General features: G+C 52.6%; 15 protein-coding genes. 7 read left to right on the top strand and 8 right to left on the bottom strand.

Annotation, left to right across the window (positions count from 1 at the left end; genetic code table 11):
* Positions 1-339 precede the first annotated feature (339 nt).
* The 4 genes from AB1L42_RS05770 (at position 340) to AB1L42_RS05755 (ending at position 6,414) form a co-directional block, all read left to right on the top strand.
* Positions 340-1,392 (top strand): MoxR family ATPase, encoded by a 1,053-nt coding sequence (locus AB1L42_RS05770; RefSeq protein WP_367052320.1) that lies wholly within the window; start codon positions 340-342, stop codon positions 1,390-1,392.
* 106 nt (positions 1,393-1,498) lie between these two features.
* Positions 1,499-2,386, top strand: coding sequence for a DUF58 domain-containing protein (locus AB1L42_RS05765; RefSeq protein WP_367053173.1), 888 nt, complete (start codon positions 1,499-1,501; stop codon positions 2,384-2,386).
* 233 nt (positions 2,387-2,619) lie between these two features.
* A complete protein-coding gene (locus AB1L42_RS05760) occupies positions 2,620-4,857 on the top strand; it encodes an FAD-dependent oxidoreductase (RefSeq protein WP_367053172.1) in 2,238 nt (745 codons plus the stop codon).
* A gap of 315 nt (positions 4,858-5,172) precedes the next feature.
* Entirely contained in the window at positions 5,173-6,414 is a 1,242-nt protein-coding gene (locus AB1L42_RS05755; protein WP_367052318.1) for an SH3 domain-containing protein, read from the top strand.
* A gap of 40 nt (positions 6,415-6,454) precedes the next feature.
* Here AB1L42_RS05755 and AB1L42_RS05750 read toward each other — a convergent pair whose 3' ends face one another.
* From AB1L42_RS05750 to AB1L42_RS05715, 8 genes are all read right to left on the bottom strand, one after another.
* On the bottom strand, positions 6,455-6,808 hold the full coding sequence (locus tag AB1L42_RS05750; protein ID WP_367052316.1) for a hypothetical protein: 354 nt from the start codon (positions 6,806-6,808) through the stop codon (positions 6,455-6,457).
* Between the two features lie 184 nt (positions 6,809-6,992).
* Positions 6,993-8,837 (bottom strand): metallophosphoesterase family protein, encoded by a 1,845-nt coding sequence (locus tag AB1L42_RS05745; RefSeq protein ID WP_367052314.1) that lies wholly within the window; start codon positions 8,835-8,837, stop codon positions 6,993-6,995.
* A gap of 122 nt (positions 8,838-8,959) precedes the next feature.
* On the bottom strand, positions 8,960-10,414 hold the full coding sequence (gene cls, locus AB1L42_RS05740) for a cardiolipin synthase (RefSeq protein ID WP_367052312.1): 1,455 nt from the start codon (positions 10,412-10,414) through the stop codon (positions 8,960-8,962).
* A gap of 194 nt (positions 10,415-10,608) precedes the next feature.
* Complete coding sequence (locus AB1L42_RS05735) at positions 10,609-11,820, bottom strand: cation:proton antiporter (protein WP_367052310.1); 1,212 nt, start codon at positions 11,818-11,820, stop codon at positions 10,609-10,611.
* Between the two features lie 277 nt (positions 11,821-12,097).
* Complete coding sequence (locus tag AB1L42_RS05730; protein ID WP_367052308.1) at positions 12,098-12,463, bottom strand: PRC-barrel domain-containing protein; 366 nt, start codon at positions 12,461-12,463, stop codon at positions 12,098-12,100.
* Between the two features lie 263 nt (positions 12,464-12,726).
* The gene (locus AB1L42_RS05725) at positions 12,727-13,773 is read right to left on the bottom strand and encodes a glutathione synthetase (RefSeq protein ID WP_367052306.1); all 1,047 of its coding nucleotides are present in this window, start codon (positions 13,771-13,773) and stop codon (positions 12,727-12,729) included.
* The gene (locus AB1L42_RS05720) at positions 13,770-15,722 is read right to left on the bottom strand and encodes a flavohemoglobin expression-modulating QEGLA motif protein (protein WP_367052304.1); all 1,953 of its coding nucleotides are present in this window, start codon (positions 15,720-15,722) and stop codon (positions 13,770-13,772) included. Before AB1L42_RS05720 ends, AB1L42_RS05725 begins: the two co-directional genes overlap by 4 nt.
* Positions 15,719-16,504 (bottom strand): N-formylglutamate amidohydrolase, encoded by a 786-nt coding sequence (locus AB1L42_RS05715; protein WP_367052303.1) that lies wholly within the window; start codon positions 16,502-16,504, stop codon positions 15,719-15,721. Before AB1L42_RS05715 ends, AB1L42_RS05720 begins: the two co-directional genes overlap by 4 nt.
* Positions 16,505-16,902: 398 nt before the next feature.
* Between AB1L42_RS05715 and AB1L42_RS05710 the strand changes: the two genes are divergently transcribed.
* The 3 genes from AB1L42_RS05710 (at position 16,903) to AB1L42_RS05700 (ending at position 24,478) form a co-directional block, all read left to right on the top strand.
* Entirely contained in the window at positions 16,903-17,922 is a 1,020-nt protein-coding gene (locus AB1L42_RS05710) for a D-2-hydroxyacid dehydrogenase (protein ID WP_367052302.1), read from the top strand.
* Positions 17,923-18,329: 407 nt separating this feature from the next.
* Entirely contained in the window at positions 18,330-20,822 is a 2,493-nt protein-coding gene (locus tag AB1L42_RS05705; protein ID WP_367052300.1) for a DUF1549 domain-containing protein, read from the top strand.
* A 164-nt stretch (positions 20,823-20,986) separates the two neighbouring features.
* Positions 20,987-24,478, top strand: coding sequence for a hypothetical protein (locus AB1L42_RS05700; RefSeq protein WP_367052298.1), 3,492 nt, complete (start codon positions 20,987-20,989; stop codon positions 24,476-24,478).
* Positions 24,479-24,522: the final 44 nt, after the last annotated feature.

Here is a 24,522-nt window from a genome sequence, read left to right as displayed (position 1 = left end):
CCAAGAGTTACGAATTTCGATGCCGATTTCAAGGCTTCGGTCTTCAGTCCCAGCCGAATTCCAAGACTCCCAAATTCAGGAGAGAACTGCTTCTCATCTGACAGAATTGATGAATTGATCGAATTTTCTCCAATTACCGTTTCGAACACCAACAGAAGTTCGATTTCCGAAGCGTTTCGATCCCGATGAGAACTGCCTACCCAGCATGAAAAAGTGAATCGAAAGTGGCCGATCAGTTGTTTCGATATTCAGGGGCTTGGTTGTGATCTGTACGGTGTCTAGGATAAAACCTAATCTGAAGAGAGGCTCGATGCCCGGGTCACAAGACAAGGATTGAAAATGTCGGAAGACAATACTGTCGCCATCGAAAAACTGAGTTCAGCGTATCGATCGATTCGGGAACAGATGGCGAAGGTCATCGTCGGTCAGGATGAAGTCATCGACCAATTGTTGATTGCATTGTTCAGCCGAGGGCATTGTCTGCTGGAAGGTGTTCCCGGTCTGGCCAAAACGTTGATGATCAACACTCTCGCTCAGTGCTTGTCTCTAAGCTTCAGTCGTATTCAGTTCACTCCCGACCTGATGCCTGCCGACATCACGGGAACCGACGTCCTCTCAACGAACAAGGAAACGGGCGAGCGACAGTTTCAGTTCATTCAGGGTCCGATCTTTCACAACGTCGTGTTGGCGGACGAAATCAACCGAACCCCACCGAAGACACAAGCGGCGCTGCTGGAAGCGATGCAGGAACGACAGGTGACCGTCGGCCAGATTCGGCATCAACTCGTCGCTCCGTTCTTTGTACTCGCGACGCAGAATCCCATCGAGCAGGAAGGGACTTATCAACTCCCGGAAGCTCAACAGGACCGCTTCATGTTCAAGGTGTTCGTCGACTATCCCAGTTTCGACGAAGAAAAACTGATCGCCAAAGCGACGACCGGAAACAAAAAGAGCTCGCTCGATCAGGTTCTCAGCCAGGAAGAAATCCTAGAGCTGCAGGAAGTTGTCCGGGAAGTTCCGATCACAGATCACCTTGTCGACTATGCTCTGGCACTTGTCCGACAGACTCGAATTGGGCAGGAGGGCGTGCCTGACTTCGTGAACGAATGGATCAGCTGGGGAGCCGGTCCGCGTGCGGTTCAGTATCTCATCCTCGGAGCCAAAGCGAGAGCACTCCTGAACGGAAGAAGTCACGTTTCAGCCGAAGATATCCAAGCCCTGGCAGCCCCTGTGCTGCGTCATCGCATCGTGACCAACTTCTCCGCCGAGAGTGAAGGGATCACGACCGATACCGTGATCAAACGACTTGTCGAGGAAACTCCTTCACGCGAAGGAGAACTCACCAGCGATCCGCGACTGAGCAAAATCTTCGCTTCACCCGCGTCCGCGTGAGGAAACAAACTCTCCCGAAAAACAATTTCGAGGATGATGCGGTCTGTCCCCAAAGATTGATGAGTGAACGAGAGGTTCGGTCTTGGCAAAAAGTTTTGATGATCAACTGCCCCCGGAAGCCATCTCTCGAATTTCGCGACTCGAAATTCAAGCTCGCCAAGTCGTTGAAGGTTTTTTGAGTGGCCAGCATCGAAGCCCCTATTTCGGTCAGTCGATCGAGTTTGTCCAGCATCGCGAATACGTCCCCGGTGATGACATTCGCCGCGTCGACTGGAAAGTCTGGTCCAAAACAGACAAGTACTACATCAAGCAGTACGAAGAAGAGACGAACTTGCGGACGTCCATCCTTGTCGACGCCAGCGAGTCAATGCAGTTTGGCTCTGGCGACACTACCAAGTTCGACTATGCGTCCACCGTCGCTGCGGCACTGACTTATCTGTTGCTGCGACAACAGGACGCTGTCAGCCTCTCAGTCTTCGACGAAGACATCCGAACGCGTACTCCGTCTCGCAGTCAGCAAACTCACTTGGGGGCGATCCTCTCCGTCTTGGCTGTGCAAAATCCATCGCAGAAGACGGATATGTCTCGGATTTTACGTTCGGTCGCTGACGAGAAATCGCAACGCGGAATGGTTGTTGTGATTTCAGATTTGTTTGTTCCTCCCGATGATCTGTTCAAGGGGCTGCGCATGCTCCGAAAACGTGGGCATGATGTCTTGCTGTTTCACATTCTGGACGACCAGGAACTCGATTTCGACTTTGCTGGAACTACACGCTTTGAAGGTCTCGAAGAGACCGGATCTCTGACATGCGATCCAAAATCTCTTCGCGAAGGCTACCAGAGTGCATTGCAGGCGTTTCTTGAGGAGTTGAGGACTCGCTGCGCCCGGAACGTGATCGACTATCAAACGATTCGAACGAGCGAGCCGATCGATGCTGTGCTTCGGCACTACATGAACCATCGTGTCGGTCTACGCGGATCGTTGAGGCAGTAGAGGACTTTCTCAAACTCCAAGTCGCGAAGAGCCCGTAAAAGATCGCATAAATCTTTTCGTCTGGGTCCACATGTAGAGGCCTCGTGCGTTAAAGTGGGCTCGTCATTCTTTCCACGCTTGCCCATCTCTTTTCGTTCTCTCCAGTTCGCTGGAGAAACAAATCAATGGTCGAGCGATCGCTGATTGTCTGAGGAGGCGGTATGTCTCGCTGTTCTGTGTTGCTAAGTGTTTTCATGTTTTTCGTCCTCACCTCTGTGCTGCCAGCGGCAAGTGTTCTGGTTGAAGCAGAAAGCTTCGACGAACCGGGTGGATGGAAACTCGATACACAGTTCATTCGGGAAATGGGATCTCCCTACCTGCTCGCTCACGGCTTGGGAAGACCGGTCAGCGACGCGAAAACCACGATCACTGTTCCTGAATCGGGAACGTACTACGTTCATGTCAGAACGAAAGATTGGGTCGCTCGATGGAACGCGGAGGGCTCTCCCGGACGGTTTCAGGTTCTAATCAACGGAGAAACACTCGACGAGGACTTCGGATCAGCCGGCGCAGAGTGGCACTGGCAATCGGGCGGAGCAGTGGAACTGGAGAAGGGCGAAGTGACTCTCGCTCTTCGTGACCTGACCGGTTTTGACGGTCGCTGTGACGCGATCTATCTGTCGACCAAAGACAACGACACACCTCCGAATTCGGGGACAATTCTGTCCGAATGGCGACGCAAACAACTCAATCTGCCGAACGAACCAATTGTCGAATCGGGCTATGATCTCGTTGTGATCGGCGGCGGCTATTCAGGAATGGGAGCAGCCATCGCCGCAGCCCGTTCCGGGTGTCGTGTCGCTTTGATTCAAGATCGTCCGGTGTTGGGTGGAAATGGATCGAGCGAAGTCCGCGTCTGGGCCATGGGGAACATTCGTCGCGGCAAGTATCCTCGAATCGGCGAGATCGTCGAAGAGTTCGCCGACAAAGCGACCAAGTCTCCGGGCACCTTCGAAGAATTCGAAGATGCTAAGAAAGAAGCCATTGTTCGAGCAGAGTCGAACATCGACTTGTTCCTGAATCATCATGCTTATCAGGTCGAAACCAACGGTGATCATCTGACCGCTGTCTATGCCTTCGACACTCGAACGAGTGCTGATCGTCGATTCGAAGGGACTCTGTTCTGCGACGCCACAGGCCACGGCACAATCGGATTTTTGGCAGGTGCTGACTGGGATATGGAAAATGCTGGCCGGATGGGCATGAGTAACATGTGGGCCTGGGCGGAAGCTGATGAGAAGGTCAACTTTCCGGAAACACCGTGGGCACTCGACCTGACGATGAAGGACTTCCCCTACCCTCGAGATCACCACGGTCAATGGTTCTGGGAAAGTGGTTTTGACAAAGATGCACTGGGCGATGCCGAAGCAATTCGCGACTGGAACTTGCGGGCTGTCTACGGTGCCTTCAATGCGATGAAGAATCGCGACGGAGCCAGCAAGCACGAAACTGCTTACCTGACATGGATGGCGTACATCGGTGGTCCTCGTGAGTCGCGGCGACTCATGGGCGATGTCGTTCTCACAGCGGACGATATCACCGCCAAGAAAGACTTCCCCGACGGATGTGTTCCGAGTACCTGGTCGATTGACTTGCACTACCCCAAGCAGCAATACGCTCAGAAGTATCCCGAGAACCCATTCATCTCCGTTGCGGAACACGATCGTTCTGTCGACCGGAATTACGGTTACCCCGTCCCGTATCGCTGTTTCTACTCACGGAATATCGACAATCTATTTATGGCGGGACGGTGTATCAGCGTCACTCATGAGGCACTTGGGACAGTCCGTGTGATGAAGACTTGCGGCATGATGGGCGAAGTGGTCGGCAAAGCGGCTTCGATCTGTGTTCTCAGAGACTGCTTTCCTCGCGACGTTTACGAGCGTTACTGGTCAGATCTTGACGTGCTGTTGAAACTCCCCGGAAAAGCCTACCGGCAGGATGTTAAAAGTGAATTCACCATTCCCGATGATGCCCTTCCCCTGGCCGGACCATTGGGACCTCCGTCAGGAATCGATCCAGCCGAGCTGGAAGGCATCGTCATTGATGATCGAGACGCACTCAAGACTGGCAAGTGGACAGAAGGAACCGGCCTGAAGCCGTACATTGCTTACGGGTATGTCTACTCGACTGATCCCAAAGCCTCGCTGACGTATCGAGCGACCGCGCCGAAATCGGGCGAGTATGAAGTTCGGATTGCCTACCAGCCTCACGAAAATCGAGGCGATGAAGTCCCTGTGACCATTCACTCAACGCAATCGACGCAGTCCGTCAACGTCAACATGCAGAAGCCAGCACCACTCGACAAGGGTTTCATTTCGATTGGAAAAGTTCGGCTGAAAATGGGCGAAGAAGTCTCAATCGTTTTTCGTACCACCGGAGCGGGAGGGAATGTCCACGGGGATGCGGTTCAATTGATCCCTGCCGAATGATGCTTTTCCGCGCTCGTTGAAGTTCCCGAAGTCGTTACTATTCCGAGTATTCGAACAATCGAAACCGCTCCCGCATCCTCACCGGATCTCTTGGAAGGTTTTTCTTAGAACTTCCTTACAATTTGCGAAATTCGCTCAAGAAACGGCTTTCGGCTGATCTTGCCATGATCGGACGAATTGCTTTATAAGCTTGAGGCCTCACAGTCATACACTTCATCAAGACGAGCTGACACAGCTCCGTCCGCGGTGTTCTACCGCAAGATTTTGACTCCCAACTCTCGCCTCTCCGTTTGCCCCTCGACACGAGCGACAACCATGTTGCGTTTCCTGATCATGTGCTCCGTTCTTTCTCTGGCACACTCCCAGAGCACCCTCGCAGCACAAAAATTCCCATACGACGCGACCGTCGTGAGCGATAAGGTCGAAGTTCGGTGCGGGCCCGGAACAAACTTCTATCCAACTGGTCATGTCAATCAACAAGATCCGGTGACCGTCTACAGACACGATCACGGAGGCTGGTTCATGATTGCTCCTCCCAAAGGGAGTTTCAGCTGGATTGATGCTTCGCTTGTCGAGCAGGATCGTCCGGATCATGGAGTTGTCCGCGTGGAGCCAGTCGATGGGCGTGTCGCCCGGGCGATGGTCCGAATCGGAAGCTCTCTCGGCGATGATCATTCGTACTACGGACGAGAATTGTCGAACGGTGACGAAGTGACCATTCTCGGTGAAAAAACTCTGGCAACCCAGAGAGGCTCGGTCCGGATGTACAAAATCCTGCCGCCTCATCAGGAGTTCCGCTGGATCAAGGGAGAATATGTCGTCCCCGCTGATCAGCGAGCACAAAAAGAACTCGCGCACGATCCCTATCAGATTCCCGTTGAACATCGAGTTGCAGTCATCGAGAAACGAGTCGAAGAAGAAGAAATCGCTCAGAAAATAGCTGAACGAGAGCGTGAGTATCGGAAAGCCTTGTACGACAAACTCGACGAAATCGATCGACGTTATGCGGAGATGATGGAACTTGATCCGGGACGGTGGAATCTCGACGTGATCGAACGCGACTACCGTCAACTGGCTGAAAGAACAGACGAAACCGTTGCTGCTCTGGTCGACAAACGTCTGGCTGTCATCCAAAGGCGTCGCGGAATTCTGGCTCAGTACCAGAACTTTGTCCGTGTTTCGGCAGAGACTTCACGACGAGACGAACAACTCGCTGCTGTTCAACTTGGATACGAACAACCTGGTCAGGGAATGACGTCGAACCTGTCACACCAGCGCGGCGTTCAGGCTGCCGCTCGCGAACCCGACAGTGTTCATCCAAGACTGAATGGTGCAGGTATTGTGCAGCCCTTGAACGGCACGGTTGGCGGACCATCTTATGCGTTGGTTGCTCCGAACGGAAAACTACTCGCCTACCTCGAACTTGGCCCGACCGTACAAATTCAGCAGTGGGTTGGAAAGCCTTCCGGGATTGTAGGTCAAAGACAATTCGACCCTCAGTACGGCACCGATGTGATCAAAGTGCAGCGAGTTGTACCCGTCCGATTGACGCAGTAAAGAACTTCGCAACACCTCAGCACATCAAGCCTTGCAAACTTCACCCTTCCGAAGCAAGAAGGCTTTCGAGTCCGCGGTTGATCTCACCTCGACTGAGAACGAAGTCGCAACCCACTGAGCTTGCAGCAGCAAGACGGTCCGTCTGAACATGCGGACCGAAGGCCACAATCTTTGCTGATGTCGCATTCCGCAGGGCTGTCAAATCGATACCTGCGAGTTCAAGATCGACAACGACCCAGCGCATCTGGTCCGACTCCAGTTCTTTCATCGCGCTGACTTGTCCCAGACACGTTCGCGGAACACATCCCGCCCGCTGCGCAGCCCCATTCAGCTGACTGGAGAACATCAGATCATTGCACAGAATCAGTGTGTCGGGAGCGGGTTTCTCAGACATAACAACTCTTGGAATTTGTAACTCAACATATCCGCGATCCTCACCGGACCGCATTATTCTGCGTGCGGACAACTCCGCGATCGAACGGTTATCGCTCTTGACGAGTCAATCCGACCGGCAAGCGACGCGCCGGTTATGGACGCGTCGCTTCTGCTTCACAACCACATCAACAGTTCGCGAAACATTATTCGCGGTCGATGGAAACCGACTCTGCGTAGTCGAGTTCTCCTGTCCGACCGTCGTAGTATTGGAAGATGACTTGCGGATGCGGATAGGCCACCCATCTTTCATCCCCCAACTTTTGAGGCATGTTGAAGACGTTGTTGATCTGAACAACACAGAATTTCGGATAGAGGCGTTCCAAGCGATCGAGATCTGGAAGAACGTAGCTGCTCCACCGGATATCGCATTCACGCGGACCAAACTTGAATTTTCCGGTCGCGGGACGGTCACTCTCATCGAGTTCCGGAACGTGATTCACGCTGTTGTGCGGGCCGCAGCAGAATTCCCAAATGTCGTCCGTGATCTTAATCGCGAAGCTGTTGTGTAGGTCACCTGTCATGACGAACACTTTCTTCCCGAGCTTCTCCCATTCGCTGATCAGCAGTTCTCGCTCTTCGAAGAATCCGGTCCAGGCTTCCTCTTTATTCTCAGCATCAACTTCAAAGCCCCCTGCCCCGGAGTGAGGGATCATAAATGGGACTGTGGACACGACGAAGAAAAAGTCTGCATCGCTCTCTTTCATCGACTTCAGCAGCCACTCGCGTTGCGGCTTGCCCAGCATCGAAACACCCGGTTTGTCTCGTTCTCGAACGTCGTGCATATCTCGATCGCCTCGCGTATCGAGAATAAAAAATTCGCAGTTCGAGACTTTGAGTTTTCCAAAGCTTCGACGTCCAATTGAATAGCTGATGTCATCGTCATCAACCTTAGCGGGCATGTGCAGCTTGAGTGTGTGTTCATCGACAACTTCAATGATGTCGTAGACATACGAGTTCTGATGCCCCTCGTCATTGTCGTACTGCAGATCATTCACCCCCGCTTCCGGTGTTCCCCAGTGAACGTGCAACGTCAACATCTCATCGACAGGGATCTTTGTGAAGTCTGCTTCTGGATCGACGAGCAGGTCGCTGCCGGCTTTCATGCTGGCTTTTCCGTAGTGGATGGGATGTTTGAATTCCATAGGGTTCGCCCAGCCTAGATAGTCGAACCAAGCTTGCGTCCCGATATCTCGAAACACGGTCCGACGATGCCGTTTGCCCGCTTCAGCAGAACCCCAGATATCATTCACTAGTTCGTGGTCATCGAAGGTGAACATGCTCGGCACGTGACGATGCCACTTCGCGAGATCGACTCCGCGATCAAGATAAAGCTTGTAGTTTTCCCAGACGCCAACAATGGTCGGCATAATGTCAACGTTGAGTGGATATTCATCAACGCCTTGAGTGAGACGCCATGCTTCCGGCGGATACTCGCGAAGTTCTTCGTAAAGCCAATCCCCATTCATGATGTGGAAGTGAACCTTCTCCGCCCAGTCTGCGTTTAAGTGTTCATAAGTTGTTGCCCGATGTCCTGAACCGTGAAGTGGATTCTGGTTGGCACACGAACCGATTTGAAACCGAAAGTTAAAGAGACCTTCAGGATTATATTTCTCGTTGTAAGTGTCCTCAGCTTGAGGCAGCGTCAAAAACGAGCCGGGCCATCCATGCGGACGACCGTTCACCCAGATCTGATAGTAGTAGCGCGTGTTCGACTTCAAGTCTTCCAACTGAGCAACACCGGTATTGTCGTGGCCGATCAATGTCTCAGCTGGGGCGCTGATTTGATCGAGCTGATCGGGTTCAACACCGTAGTGGACTTCGAACTGCCCCGGGTCGGATGTCCGCCCCCAGACTGTCATCGTCGTTGCTCCAGGCTGGCCAAGCATGGGGCCATGGGTCAATCGAATCGGATCACGTTCGGCAATCGCCAATGAACTCATCAAACCGACACCGATGACAACAACTGCAAAGAAAGCAGTCGAACGCATTGTGTTGTGGCAAGAGTTGGTCAAACGCATACTCATTCCTCGTCCAAGGGTATCTATCATGTCTTCGTTTGTAGTTGTCATGAGCTGACTTGTAAATTCACTGAAGCGATGCAGCCGCTTCATCAAAGAACTGGACCCAACATCGCGATGGTATTGTTCCAGAGCCGACGCTTCACTGACCAGTTCGCAACGGCTTCACGCGTCACTTCGTGGGAATGGGCGAGATAACTCGATTGACGTTCACGCATCACAGCAGTCATTTCCGAGTCATGGATCAGGATATTGTTCTCGTAGTTCAGCTCGAAGCTCCGACGATCCATATTCGCAGAACCGATCAGCGTCACGATCCCATCCAGTGTCAACGACTTGGTGTGCAGCAACCCGCCTTCATACTCAAAGATCTTGACACCTGCTTCGAGAAGTTCTGCGTAGTAGCTGTGACTCGCTGCTTCCACGATCCAGGAATCATTTCGGGCTGGGAAAATGATCGTCGTATCGACGCCCCGTCGCGCGGTCGAACACAACGCCGTTTGCATTGCTTCATCGGGAACATAATACGGCGTGGTCATCACGAGTTCCCGCTCCGCGGCATACATCAGAGCTTCGAAGACCTCTGGCATCGCTGAATGCCGGACTGTCGGCCCGGTTCCGATCACTTGTGCTTCAAACCCTGGCTGCGTTTCCGGAAGTGGAGCACCGAGGATTTCGGAAAGATCTTCGTCAACCTGTTCCATCCAATCGCAGGCAAAAAGGTACTGATTCTGCCGAACAATCGGCCCCTCGAACCTCATGACTGAATCAACCCAGGGTGCGAATTTGGCCTTAACTCGAAACTCTGGATCAGCGCAGTTTTGGCTGCCGCAGTAGGTAATCGCATTATCAATGACGACGATCTTCCGGTGATTTCTCAGATCGATCCGGCCTCGAAGCGGACGAAGCAGAGGATTGCCAATGGGAAGTGCAGTCGCCAGTTGAACACCTGCGTCGCGCATTTCTTTCCAGTAACGGGAGTCGATCAAAGACCGCGAACCGAGTCCGTCAGCCATCGCGCGGCAAACCACTCCTCGACCGGCAGCCTGCTTTAGGGCGTTGATGACCTTCACTCCGTTTCCGTCTGTCAACCAGATATAGAAAGCGATGTGCACATGTTCCTTGGCAGCATGAATATCTTCGACGAGGGAATCGATCGTCGCGTTGGAATCTGCCAGCAATCGGGCCCGGTTTCCGGTGACAGGTTCGAACCCGTTCACCGAATTTCCAACTCTGAAGAGTTGATTGACGCGCGGTGGGACTTCATCGTCGGGCTTAGGCGACGTGGCTCCCGGGATGTCACTGAGCGGAGGAAGCTCCGTCAGAATTTTTCGAGCTCGCTTCACACGCTCATGTCCGATGTTGGTTTCTCCGAACAGTAAGTAAGCGAGAATTCCAACAAACGGAAGAACCATAATCACCACAATCCATGCCACTCGAGAAGCGGGCTCTCGATGCGGCCGCAGCAGTGCTCTTCCCACGAAAAAGATATGGAGCAAAAAGACGAGAAGCGTCCAGAGAGCTGTGAGAAGAGCTGAAAATGTCATTGCGGTATATCAAACGTTGTGACAACACGAACGGAAAAACGAACTCGCAGGACTGAAAGCCTCTGCGAGTGAGGCGAGATGATAGGTCATGAACGAAGGTCCTGACGAGCCTGAGGCAGAAACCTGCACATGAATCATTCGCACTTTGTTGTTCGGCTCAACGAATGAACGGAAAGTTCCACCGCTCCCAAGAGTCAGACTTTCTGATCACCAACTCGTCGACCGTAGATTCCCGCCATTGGATTTGCCGACAAGCCATGCAGCACAATGCTCAGCACGACCGTCCAAGCTGCCGTTGAAACAACGACTTCCCCGCCAGGAATCGCCGCATCAGCAACCATGACTGCAAAGACGATGCTGGCTAAACCTCGAGGCCCAAACCATCCGAGAAACAAACGAGTGTCGAATCTGAGATGCAGGCCGAGCACGCTTAGAAAGACCGGGAGAATTCGAACAACGGTGAGGCTCCCCAAGGCGTAGGCTAAGACCTGCCAGGTCAGCCCGTCGAACGGATACTCGAACAACAACGTTCCGAACAGAAACCATGTAATCAACGCCAGTGCATTTCCGGTCCCTTCGGCAGCTTCAAGCAGTGCCTGTTTGTGCGATTGCGTCAGCGCTCCGAATGTCATTCCCCCGATGAAGCTCGCGATGAATCCACTTCCTCCCAGCCACTGCGCGGATGCGAAACAGAGCAGCGCCAGTGCGACGACGGGAATCTCCATCCACGATCCTCCCGTCCAGCCTCGTTTCTGACTGAGTTGAACAGCACGACTCCCAATGAAACCGAGTCCCAGGCCGACCGCTCCGCCGATTCCGATGGCTTTCAACGAAAAGAGAACTCCGTCGCCCAAAACGCCCCAGCGACCGGTTTCCCCTTCCGCCATCGACAGGAACAACAACATCACCGGAACGCAAATTCCATCGTTCAGACCACTCTCGACGTTCAGGCTCTCGCGGACAGCTTCCGGAACCTTCGGGTTGGAGACCACCGCCTGGCCAAGAGCTGCATCGGTCGGAGCGAGCATCGTGGCGAGCAGTGCCAATGAGAAGAATCCGGAATTCGGAAAGAGAAGCACTGCCAACCCGAATCCAAACAAGATCGTTAACGGAAGTCCGATGAGCAACAGACGCGCAGGAATGAATTCATACCTCCGCAGAACACTCAAATTCGAAGTAGCAGAATCCGTGAACAAGACGACCGCCAACGTGACTTCCGCCAGCCATCGCATCCCCTGACTACCAAAGTTGAATTTGACGAATCCCAAACCAGCTGGTCCGAGAAACAGCCCCAATGCGACATACACCAGAGCCCCGTTCACGGGTGTTCGCTCTAATCGAGTCGCGACCAGGCTGTAAGCAAACGCAAACGCCGCCGATACCATCAACACCTGGTATTCGTTCATGATTAAGACTGTCTCTTCGAGGCGACCAGCCTACCGCATCGACGATCAAACATCTAAGACGGCAGTCGACGACAACTGACTGGATAATTTCCACCTCAGCAAGATATCGCGACAGCGACACGATACCAAACGACGCGAGTTGCTTTCCGCATCGGATTCGTTGTTCGACTCGCTGAAAGTCATCTCATGTGGGCAGGCGACAAAAAAGTCCCCGCAGAAAGCAACTTCCTGCGGGGACTCGATCATCGAACTTGATCGGTGATTGATTTTCCAACTTCTAGACTTCCCAGTAGTGGGGAGCCTCGAAGTGTGCGTGGGTCGAGGTTTCCCACTGGGAATCGGCCATGTTTGGCCAATTGTCCTTGTCGAAACCTCGTGATTCTTCAAACGCTTCTTTCGAAGCATTGAGTCGCATGCACTCATCTTGCGTGTCGAGTTCCATCGCTGTCATCGGAATCGCGAACAACTTGTTCCCGAAGCCCAGGAATCCGCCTGACGACATCACAACGTATGCCACCCGCCCCGTCGAGCAGTCAATCATGATTTCGTGCACAGTACCAAGAGTTTCATCTTGTCGATTCTTGATACTGTCCCCAATCAACGATGATGCAGACATCGGTTGGCGTGCGAGAGTGGTAGCCATTGCTTTCTCCTTCATACGTAGAAGAGTTTCTTGACCGGAAGAAGGTCCATTTCTTCCACTCTCAGACTAAGCTGCACATCCTGTGCCAGCCTACTTCGATCACAGCAGGAAGATAAAAGCCGTCACTTCAAACTTGATTCGCCCTTGCTAATCTCCAATGACTTCTCAGCACTCAAGATGCGCTTAGAGAAACCAAACGGCACCGATCACCGCCCGCATCGAAGGGATAATTAGAGTGTTTAGCGATGTTCGATGATTTGAGATTACAATGAAGCGATATCGCTGTTCTGCATTCCGGAGCCATAATACTTACGATATTTGGCTTTGCGTTCCAGATCCCGAATAATGACATCTGTGAAGTCCACCCCAGTCAATTCCTGGCTGCTTCCGAGCCCGCCTGGGCTAAACACGTTAATCTCCATCAGTTTATCGTCGACGATATCCAGCCCGCATAAGAACATTCCATCTCGCACCAGCTTTGGGCGTACCATCTCCACGAGTTCCAGCATCTTGTCGGTGACCTCACACTCGACGCCCTTCCCGCCTGAGTGCATATTGCTTCTTGCGTCGCCGGTGTCGTTGCATCTGCGAAAAGCGGCATATTTTCCGTCCTTCTTGAGCGGTCGCCCATTCAGTACGAATAATCGAACATCACCATCGACAGCACCAGGAAGGTATTCTTGAGCGATACAATATCCATCTCGGATCACTGCTTCGATCATCTGGTTCAGATTTGCTTTCTCATCTTCTCCGATAAGAAAGACGCTTTGCCCGCCGGAGCCCTGGAGTGGCTTGATCACAACCTTATCATTTTGATTCGATATAAACTCTTTGATGTCGTGTATATCGCGGCTAATACATGTTTTAGGACGTACTTGTTCCGGGAAATGCTGAAAATATGTCTTATTCAGTGCATTCGCTAAACCGTAGGGATCGTTTAGAACAATCACTCCTCGCATCGCTGCGAGTTGACCGAAGAGAATTCCGCTCGTCTGAGCCCACGAGCGATCGATCGCATCATCGGATGGGTCATTTCTCAACAAGAGCACATCAATTTGATCGAGGCTGATTCGCCTCGACTCCGTCGCGTCGCTTTGAACCTCCGCCAGATACTGGTGAAGAGATTCATACGATCCTCCGTTCGCAGATCGAACGTGGGCGTGAATTGACCCATCCGGCGAGTAAATGAAATCGCCAACGCCGAGGTAAAAGCTCTGGTGTCCCATATTGACGGCGCGCATCGCGAGACGAGTTGTCGTATAAACTGGCTCTTCCGTCATTACGTCGTTGACCACGAAACCGATCTTCATGACTTCATCTCCACAAGTTGGATCACATTCTTCTTCCGACAGGCTTCGAGCCGCGATCTGATGTGATCGCTATCCAAGAACCGCGGAAGTATACGAGGAGCAACGATCACTTTGCGGCGCCGCATTTCCTGAACGAAGGGAACATGCTGTAACCCGATTTTTCCGACATACAGTGGTTCGATATCGTGACCTGCCGCCAGATACTCCATGAGTCGAGACAGCCCACGCAGGTAGATTAAATCCTTGGTGAATCCGCCTCCGCGATAGACACGAAGCGTGAGTGAGAAGGCACGCGATGACGAGAACCCAAACTCCTCACACAACAAGTGATATGTCTCGACAAAGGTCAAACCTTCGACGAGCGAATGAACGGCGATCACCCGACCCGCGAGAGTCCGCCAACGGTTACGAGTCATCCCGCCCACCAGAGACTCTGCAAGAACCGCCAGCCCCTCCTGCAACTCTTCATATCCTGCGAGACCTGCGTAAAGCTGCCTGAATGGCTGACCACGCCCATTGAAATATGTCAGCAAATGAGTCCCGATCTCGTGATGCATGAGAGCTTCAATTCGATCTTCGTTAAGGGAACATGTTGGAGAGACCAGTAGGCGGTCGCGGGACACCATCACGCCCGACGCGATCGATTCGGATGGCTCGACTGTTCCGTTGAAGTCGCACAGTCGCCGGTGGTAATAGTCGATTTCTTCTCGCGCTCGTTCCATGAGTTTGAGCGCCCCGACTGACTGAGTGTCGTTGGGATTAGGCGGTGTTTCTGGGACTCGATTAAGTATCTCGATCGCAAGCTCCAGCAGGTTCTCGTCCACTGACCCATATAGCTGCAAGCTGTTATAGATAAAACTGGGTGTCTCGATATCTCTGAGTGCCGTTAATTTACGGTCGAGTTCTTCTTGTTTCTCCCAACACAAATGTGCGAGCGTGGGATCTTCAATTCTTTCGATTTCGATTCCGAAGAGTTGCCGCTTCAGCAGATTCGGGTGATACGGAAGCGGGCGGTAGTTGAATATTGGAGAAGTTTCATAACCTGACTTCTGAAACGCCTGTTCAGCTTCGGAAGCATTGGTAGGAGTCACCTGAAGCAGAAAATCAAACGACTCAGAAATGTCTGACAATTGCTGATCGACGAGTCGTGCTGCTCTGACGAGAGTCGACGGTCCAAATTCGTGGAAAGCTGCGGAGTCAACGGCATCTCCGCCGTTGCTTCGACTTCCCGTGAATTCCGCAATCGTTCGCCTGAATGCAATCGTCAGTTGCCGCCTCAAAGCTTGCAACACCATTGGAAACAAAACCTGACTGCTGGAATCACGATAAATGGGATTCACTGAGAGCCCGATCGCACAACATCCAGATGGGTGCGAGTCAATAGTATCTAATTCGAGCGGTCGACTCCCCAGAGGTTGAATCGATGTGTCACGACGCACAGAGACTTCGGCCGATTGACGCCTGATCGAAATCTTCTCCAGTGCAGAGCGCATCGTTTCGATTGTGGACGGAATTGATGCCTCATCAGTCGAATGAATTTCAAACAAGATTCGATCATCGATCGACTGTGAACCTCGCTGTTTCTCCCAGACTTCAATGAGCAGGAAGGTCCCGAAGTGCTCTCGCATCGCTGCCACGATCCGTTTGATTAACAACATCAAACCGGTGTGATGCTCTGGTTTCCCGGAAGCAAAGAGATAGGAAGCCTCAGTCGTGATGAGTTCGCGTGCGCCATCACTCGGCTGTTCGGGTGGATGACGGTAGAGGCAGAGAAACGGAAGCTGCCGATCGATTCTCAGTCGTCCCCCTTCCGGCAGGTTCCTACGGACTCGCTGATTAAGAGCCAGCCGTTCACAGACGACGTCGGCGATCTTAACGTAAAGATCAGTGATATCTTCTGCGGAGTTCTCCACAATCGGTTGATCACTTTGTGATGGTTGGTCAATCACATCTCCTCCAATGCTCTGCGCACTCCGGGGAGGGTCGATCTCAATGCTCGATAGATGCTTTCAACTTCACGCGGATTTTCTTCACCCGTCCATTCATCCATGAAGACTTTCTTAAACTCAATGGCGATCGAACAGACCTGTTTCGGAAATTGGGTGTGAATCCACTCTCCGAAATATCCTCCTTGGAATTTGACGTTCTCTCGAACATCTAAATGTCGACCGTGGAAATCGAATTTTTTTAAATCGCCCACAAAGCGATCGACGACCGGAGACCAATACCTCCGGTCCATTGTTCCCGTGCCAACATTGACTTCTGGATTCGATCGTAAATCTGCTGGTGGGGAGAAAGGTCCACCTCGACGATGGTTGTATGTATGCAGGTCGTACACAACGACTTTGCCGAATTCATGCACTAGCTCATTAAGAAGCTGATGGACGTCGGTGTAAAACTGATCGTATTCACGAAGAGATTCCTGAATCATGTGCTCGTCGGGAGGTGTCCGCCAGATGTTCATCCCCCAAGCCTCCGCTGGAGTCACATAAACTGCTTTTGTACGCGGTCGATTCAGGTCGACTTCAAAACGCGACCGGAGCCCGACAATCTGCGTTTTCGCAACTTGAGACCACTCTCCGGTCATTGGATCTTCTTCACGCAACTGGGCTTGCTCATCGATTGCAAGATGGTGTGCGACGTCTTCGCGGGTGTCGTGCCCGTTATGAATCGCAGCTGCGACAATCGGACTTGTCCCACGATGAAACATGCAATGTGTGGAAATCGCCATTTTGATCACCTCGACATGTCAACTTGCCGAACCATCTCAAAAGCTCAATACGGCGATTGGGATTTGGCAATTTCCGTGCCCACACAAATTCGTGATAATTATCGCGGTCTCCGGAGGGGAAGAAGCTGGCCACGCTCTCAAAACGATCAACCTGAAAGTTGCCGAACCAGTTTGTTGACCGCTGTGATGAGATGTGAAGATTGGTGCCCGAAAATTAGATGTAAAGATCCTTGCCGTCAGAGTTTCCGATCGAAACAATTCTCTTCAGATCGATTTTGAATTAAACCGTGATACAGGTCATATGCTGCGAGCATGCTTCGCATTGCTCCGCGGCATACGGAGAAAGTTAGCCTGGGATCGCAATACGTTCCGCGCATCACTTTTAGTAAGGCAGTGGATTGGCCAACGAACACAAACGAAAGATCGTCTTATTCCCTCCCATCGACGAGGAACGTCTGCGTGTGCTTCAAGCTGCGGCTGGGGACGTGCCTGTCATCAATTGCGAATCAGTTGAAGAGACCCACTCAGAGATTGCAGATGCAACTGGTTTCTATGGAAAGATCACTCCTTCGCTCTTAGAAGCTTCGAAACAGCTTGATTGGGTTCAGGCACCGACAGCGAGTCTTGAGCACTACGTCTTCCCTGAACTCATTGAGCATCCGTGCCAACTGAGCAACATGCGGGGAATCTTCGGAGACGTCATCGCCGACCACGTGATGGGACTGGTCCTGATGGCTGCCCGCAATCTGCACACTTACGTGAGGCAGCAGGCAAACGGAGAATGGTTGCCAGTGGGAGGTCAATCGACCCATACCACACTCTTTGATGGTCCAGGACAGGAAACTGAGATCGACCACGCTCACACGCATCTTTCCGATTGCACGCTGGGAGTGGTGGGCGTTGGTGGGATTGGATCGGAGATTTGCAGACGAGCCAAAGCCTTCGGACTCAATGTTCTTGGCGTTGATCCGATCTGTCGATCTGTCGATGAGATTGGCCTTGAGGTCTGGCCGACGGAACGCCTCGGCGAGCTTCTCGCTGAGAGTGATTTCGTCGTCATCGCTGCTCCTCACACCCCTGCGACCGAAGGCCTGTTCGGCCCGGAACAATTCAAACGGATGAAATCGAGCGCGTGGCTCATCAATGTGGGTCGTGGAGTCATTGTCCAATTAGAGGCCCTGACGAATGCTCTTGAAGAGGGGCAAATCGCAGGAGCAGCCCTCGACGTGCTGGAACAGGAACCGCTTCCGAAGAATCATCCATTGTGGAGTATGCCGAATGTGATCATCACTCCGCACATCGCAGCTGCATCTCCCAGAGTCCCGGAACGCCATCTCGAACAGCTCACTGAGAACGTTCGAAGACACTGCGCCGGAGAACCGCCGCTGACTCTCGTTGACAAATCCTCCTGGTTCTAGAGCAAGTTGCTCTTTCCTGCGCACTCGCTTGCGCTGTTCCACAAGTCAGAAGGCTGTGCTTGCTCGTGCGAGATCGTGCATTCCAAATCAAAAACTGCTCTGACCGAAGTTTTTTGCGGTAACGGGCCGTTTTTCATTTTTCGTTCGGAATGCTTTCGACCACTGGCTCAGGGTCAATCAATGAACTATGATATGTTTGAAGAAGCTTGGTAGTTTGGGACACCAAACACCAACAATACCCGCCAGTCAATGACTGCTACCCACCTGATTCATACCACACCACCCCGATGAGGTTCGCTCGGCAACGGTCCATTTCAAGCCACTGCGTCCTCACTCAAACAATCTGACCACACCGGAAACGACGGCTCACCGCCGATCAGATCCGAATTCAACAATGAGGTTGGAGAATGAAACCCTGTTCTTCGATGACTTTGGCTTTCAGCGCAGTTTTTTTCTTTGCCAACGCTGTCATTGCATTCGATGGGACGTCCGCAGCTCTGCCTGTCGAGGAGATCACTCGACTTGAGGTCGGACCGCAGACGGGACAGGAATTACGGATCACCGGTCAGGACGCGCGTGTTCAACTTCTAATCACAGGACACATTAAAGACGGTTCGACGAAAGACTTCACACGCGCTGTCGAGTTCACAGTTGCTCCCGAGGGAGTTCTGTCGATTGACGAAACTGGACTGATGACCCCTCAGGGCGATGGCAGTGCAACCGTCACCGCCTCGCTGGGAAGTCAGACAACTTCAGCCACAGTTCATGTCTCGGACTTTGCCGGAACAAAGCCGATTAACTTCAAGAATCAGATCGTCCCCATCTTTACCAAACTCGGTTGCAATGGTGGCGGATGTCACGGAAAAGCTAGCGGGCAAAACGGCTTCAAGCTGTCGCTTCTCGGCTTCTATCCCCGAGACGATTACGAGTTCCTCGTGAAAGAGAGTCGCGGTCGACGCGTCTTTCCTCCCGCTCCAGAACGAAGCCTTCTTCTGACCAAACCGATCGGAGAATCTCCTCACGGTGGCGGAAAACGAATGGAGAAGGATTCGTATGAGTACCGCGTTTTGCGACGCTGGATCGAACAGGGAATGCCCTACGGTGAAGAAACAGATCCGGTCGTCGCTGGCATTGAGTGTTTTCCTCCCGGTCGTGTCCTCAAAAACAACGATCAACAGCAGGTCACCGTCTACGCGACGTACAGCGACGGAACTCAAGAAGATGTCACGCGGATGGCGTTGTTCGAACCGAATGATGCTGAACTCGCTGAGTCATCTGAAACTGGGCTCGTCTCCACTCTCGACCTCTCTGGAGAAGTCGCCATCATGGCCCGCTATCAGGGCCAAGTGGCAACCTTTCGTGCAACGATTCCATTAGGTGCCACGGTTTCCGAAACGCCACCGGTCCGAAATTTCATTGACGAAGCAGTCTTCAACAAGCTGCAAGTTCTCGGCGTTCCACCATCACCACTGGCCGATGACTCCACCTTCCTGAGACGGGTTTACCTGGACATCACCGGCACTCTTCCGACCGAAGAAGAGGTCGTCAGCTTCCTTGCAGACAGTTCGCCAAATAAGCGATCCGACGTGATCGATCGTCTGATTGACAGTCCAGAGTATGCCGACTTCTTCGCGAACAAGTGGAACATGATCCTGCGAAACAAGAAGCGACAGGATGAGGACCAGACGGGAACCTACACATTCCACCAATGGATCTGGAATCAACTCTACGACAACACTCCGTACGACGTCATGGTGTCCCGCATCATCACAGCCTCAGGAGATCCTCAGTGGAACCCAGCGGTCACATGGTATCGCGAGGTTTCCGATTCGAGCCAGCAAGTTGAGGACGTCGCTCAACTCTTCCTCGGAATTCGAATTCAATGTGCGAAGTGTCACCATCATCCATTCGAGAAGTGGAGCGAGAACGACTATTACGGTATGGCCGCGTTCTTCAGCCGCGTCGGAAAAAAAGGTCTCGGTGCTGAACGGCTGACGCGCTCTCGTGACCGTCGTGTCTTCCACAACGAAGGAGTCGCTCAGGCACAAAACCCGCGCAGCAAAGAAGTTCTCAAACCGACTCCGCTCGGAAGCACTCCATTGGAGATCTCACCCGATCGTGACCCGCGAATTCAACTGGCCGACTGGATGGCTGAAGTTAACAATCCGTTCTTCGCCAAGTCGCTTGTCAACCGGTATTGGAAGCACTTCTTCAGTCGCGGGATCGTCGAACCGGAAGACGACATGCGAGAAACGAATCCTCCATCCAACCCGGAACTACTCGATGCACTCGCGCGACACTTCATCGCCAGCGGATTCGATCTCAAAGAACTCGTCCGGACGATCTGCAACTCGTCTGCCTACCAGCTCTCCGCGTTTCCGAACGAGTACAACCTGAAAGACAAGCAGAACTTCTCTCGCTATTACCCGAAACGTCTCACTGCCGAATCGCTCTACGATGCGTTTCATCAGGTGACAAATACGAACGAGAACTTCTCCGGCATGCCAGCAGGAACCCGTTCGGTTCAGCTGCCAGATTCTTCGGTGGGTCCATACTTCCTGAAGGTCTTCGGTCAACCGCAAGGCGACACAGCTTGCGAGTGTGAACGATCGCAGGAAGCGAATCTCGCTCAGAGCTTACACCTGCTCAACAGCAGCGAAGTCCAAAACAAAATCGGCAGCGACGCTGGCCGGGCTGTCCAACTTGCATCCCAAACCGATCGCCCGCACGAAGAACGGATTCGGGAACTGTATCGCTGGGTCTATGCTCGCGAACCAGATGCATCCGAAAAAGACATTGCACTCAATCACATTGCTCAACATCCAGACAACGAACGAGTTGCCTACGAAGATATTCTCTGGGCATTGATTAACACCAAAGAATTTCTATTCAACCACTAGTGTTGCGACATGAGGCAATGAGCCGACGACAGACTCCGGACCGACAGATTCATCTCGAAGTCCGGACCAGTTTGCTCGTGCGAAGTCATGATGAATCCTCGACCTGCCCTGCACAGTTGATCCCACCGCCGAACTGAGTTGATACGTCCCACCGAGACTGCACCATGAGTTTGTTATTCGCCGACCGGTTTCTCGTTCGAAGAGTTGTGTTTCGTTTTCTCGGCCTACTCATCGTTTTCAGTTCACAGCTGCAAATCGCGTCCGCCCAACTTCCTCAAACGCGATTGGATTCGCTCTCCCCGAGTGGTGGAACAATCGGACAAGAGTTTGAAGTCCGCATTGCTTCTGGAACTGATCTCGAAGAGATTGCGGCGCTGACATTCTCTGACAGTCGAATTCAAGCTCGTCAGAAAATGACCGGCGAAGCGGGCAACGAGTCGCCTGTTCTGAACACGTTCATCGTCACGATTCCGGGTGATGTTCCTGCAGAGACTGTTGAAGCAAGGGTTGGCGGGCTGTGGGGATTTAGCAATCCAAGACGATTTGCCATCGACGTCGACCCGACTGTCATGGAAGCAGAAGGGAACAACGAACCGGAAACTGCCGTAACGATCCCGATGAACAGTGTTGTCGACGGACGACTCGACGCTGCGAGCGATGTCGATTGGATTCGCTTTCGAGGATCTGCCCTGCAGCGAGTGATTTTATCTTGCGCAGCTGCCAGCATCGATTCGCTAATGGAACCGGTCTTGTCTGTCTACGACGCGACCGGACGACATCGTCTAAAATGGAAACAGGCAGCAGGCACAGGAGACTGCACGCTAGTCTTCGATGTCCCTGCCGATGGGGAATATCTGGTCCGCCTCCACGACATCACGTTCCGCAACGGCCCGAATTACTACTACCGGCTTCACATCCATGACGGACCTCAAATCGAGTTCGTACTCCCTCCGTATCTGACAGCTGGATCAACATCTCCGGTTCAACTCTTTGGATACAACCTGACAGGGAGCCAGTCGACCGAACAGATGGTCGACGGTGCACGCCTGGAGTCAGTAGCAGTTGATGTCTCTGCTCCAAAGCAGGCCCATCACCTGAGTGTTGACAATCGAATCTCCCCGCTTGCATCCGGGACCGATGGATTCACTTATCGATTCACGAGCAACGATCGAGTTTCCAATCCAGTCTCGATCGGACTCACACCACTTCCGGCGACTTTAGAAACGGAACCCAATCCGGAAGGCACCGCAGCCCAACACGTCAACGCTCCCGTCGTCATTGGTGGTCAATTCAGTGCCCCGGGAGACAGCGACGCCTTCCGATTCTCCGCCAAAGCTGGAGATGTTTGGTACATCGAAGCCATTTCGGAACGTCTCCAGACACTGGGAGATCCGCTGCTCATCGTCAATCGAATCACTTCCAATCCGGACGGTACGGAATCGGTTCAACGCATCACAGCACAAGATGACACCGGAACGAATCTGTTAGCGAACACCTTCGAGACCCAATCAGATGATCCTGTCTTTCGACTCGAAGTTAGTGAAGACGGTCTCTACGAAGCTGTGGTGAGAGATCGATATTGGGAAACGCGAGGCAACCCGAGGCTGCGGTACGCTCTCTCGATTCGAAAGCAATACCCGGATTTGAGAGTGATCGCCGTCCCAGATGCCCCCACTGCGGGACAAACTTGGCCTGTCAGCCTCCGCAAGGGTGACCAATTCCCCGTGTCACTTCTGTTGTTTCGAAGCGATGGTTTCAATGACCCTGTCGAGGTGTTCGCAACCAACCTTCCCGAAGGACTGAGCTGTCGTGATGTGACGATCGGCCAAGGTCAAACGTCGGGAACGATTGTGATCGAAGCCAATGAAAATGCAGCTTCCGGATTGCATCCGCTGACGCTCTCTTATCGCACGACGATCAATGACCCGAATCAGTGGAAGGTCCTCGAAGCGGCCCGAAATATCCATCAAGAGTCAGCCAAACTTGTCGCTGAAGCACAATCCAAGTTCGACGGATTGAATTCTCAGTTGAACACAATTAACCAACAACTCACTGAAGCAGAAGCTGCCAACGCTGGACAAGCGTCGGCAGAGAGTCCATCTGAGCAAATCGCCAAACTCCGCTCAGAAGTAGCAAGCCTGACCCAGCAGCAGACCACAGCTGCTCAAGAGCTGGAAGCAGCCAAGACGACTCTGGCATCTCATGCACAAAAAGTCACGGAAGCAGAAGCGGCGTTTCATACTGCCCGACGAGACATCGAAGCACCAGTGCGAGTGGGGACAATCGTCTGGAGCAGTGCAGCCAACGTCCCCGCGATCAGTCGACTGACAAGTGCACTGAATGTCTCCGTAATGGAAGAGCCAGCACCGTTCCAATTAACGACGGACGTGCATCGAGTCACTGTCAATCAAAGCCGACAAGTGCTCCTTCCGATCCATCTCGCAAAGCGAATGTCGTTTGATGAAAAAGTGACTCTTGAAGCGCAAGGGATACCAAAGAGTGCAAACATCGACTTTCCAAACGCGGAGATCCCCAAAGGTGGAGATGCGGCGACGATACGTCTCTTCGTCAAAGAGAACACTCCGCCGGGACACTACGTCGCGTGGCTGAAGTCACAAGGCCAGGTCTCCTATCGACGCAATCCTCAGAAAGCAGATCGACTGAAACAAGCGTTCGAACAAGCGACTGCCGCGGCACAAGCTGCGAAACAACGCGAGACTGAAGCGACCACTGCAAAAAATCAGGCAGTCGCAGCTCTCGAAGCTGCAAAAAAGTCCGTCGCGGACTTAACGAGTTCGCAGCAGTCGATCGCTGCCGCACTTCAAGAGCAAACAGCGACACATCATCAGAAGGCAGTTTCAACGAATCAAGCTCAACTGGCAGCTGCCGAAGATGAAGTGGAACTTCGAAAAGCTCAAGGGGAACTCTTGAAGCTTGAAGCTGAGATTCAGGAACAGGCACCGGAATCGCAACAGAGAATGAATGAGTTGAAAGAGAAAGTTGCCGCTGCCGATGCCAAGTTCCGAGCGTCTCTGGCAGCCTCCGAAAAAGCCACTGAAGAGTTCCGTCAACTCACCGAACAATTGAATCAAACACGTGCACAATCGAAGGCCAATGACGATTCGCTTCAGAAAGCGACAGCAGAACTCCAAGCTGCTGAAACAACACTTCAAACTGCTGATAAAAATCTGAGCGAAGCAACTGCTGTTGCGGCATCGAGCGAGAAGATTCGACAGGACGCCGAAAAACAATCTGCTGAAGCGGACAAGGCGTCTCAGCCAGCCAACATCAACTTTACGCCGCCTTCGACACCGATCGTGATCGAAGTTCTCACTGGCCCGGTGAAGCTCAGTGCGACAGCGAACAACGGAGGCAAGTTGAAGCCGGGAGAATCGATTGAGATCCCAGTCACAGTGACTCGCAGGAACAACTTCGCTGGACCGTTAACACTGTCACTCTTCCCGACAGCGGATCAGTCCCCGCTCGCATGTGAGCCTGTTGAGGTTCCTGCTGATCAGACAGCAGCGACTTTGACTGTCCGTGCCACTGAAGCGGCAAGTGCAGGTAAAGTCAGCAACGTCGTTGTGCGAGCGACAATGGAGTATTCAGGAAAAGCTGAAGTCGACGAACCTGTTGAGATCGAAATTGTGAACTAACTCATTTGCTCCTCCCCAGATTGCCCAACCTTTTGAAGTCCTTC

Origin of the sequence: Thalassoglobus sp. JC818 (assembly GCF_040717535.1) — a bacterium.
Lineage (GTDB): Bacteria > Planctomycetota > Planctomycetia > Planctomycetales > Planctomycetaceae > Thalassoglobus.
Note: the sequence above shows the minus strand (reverse complement) of the source record. Positions and strands in the feature narration are given on the sequence as shown.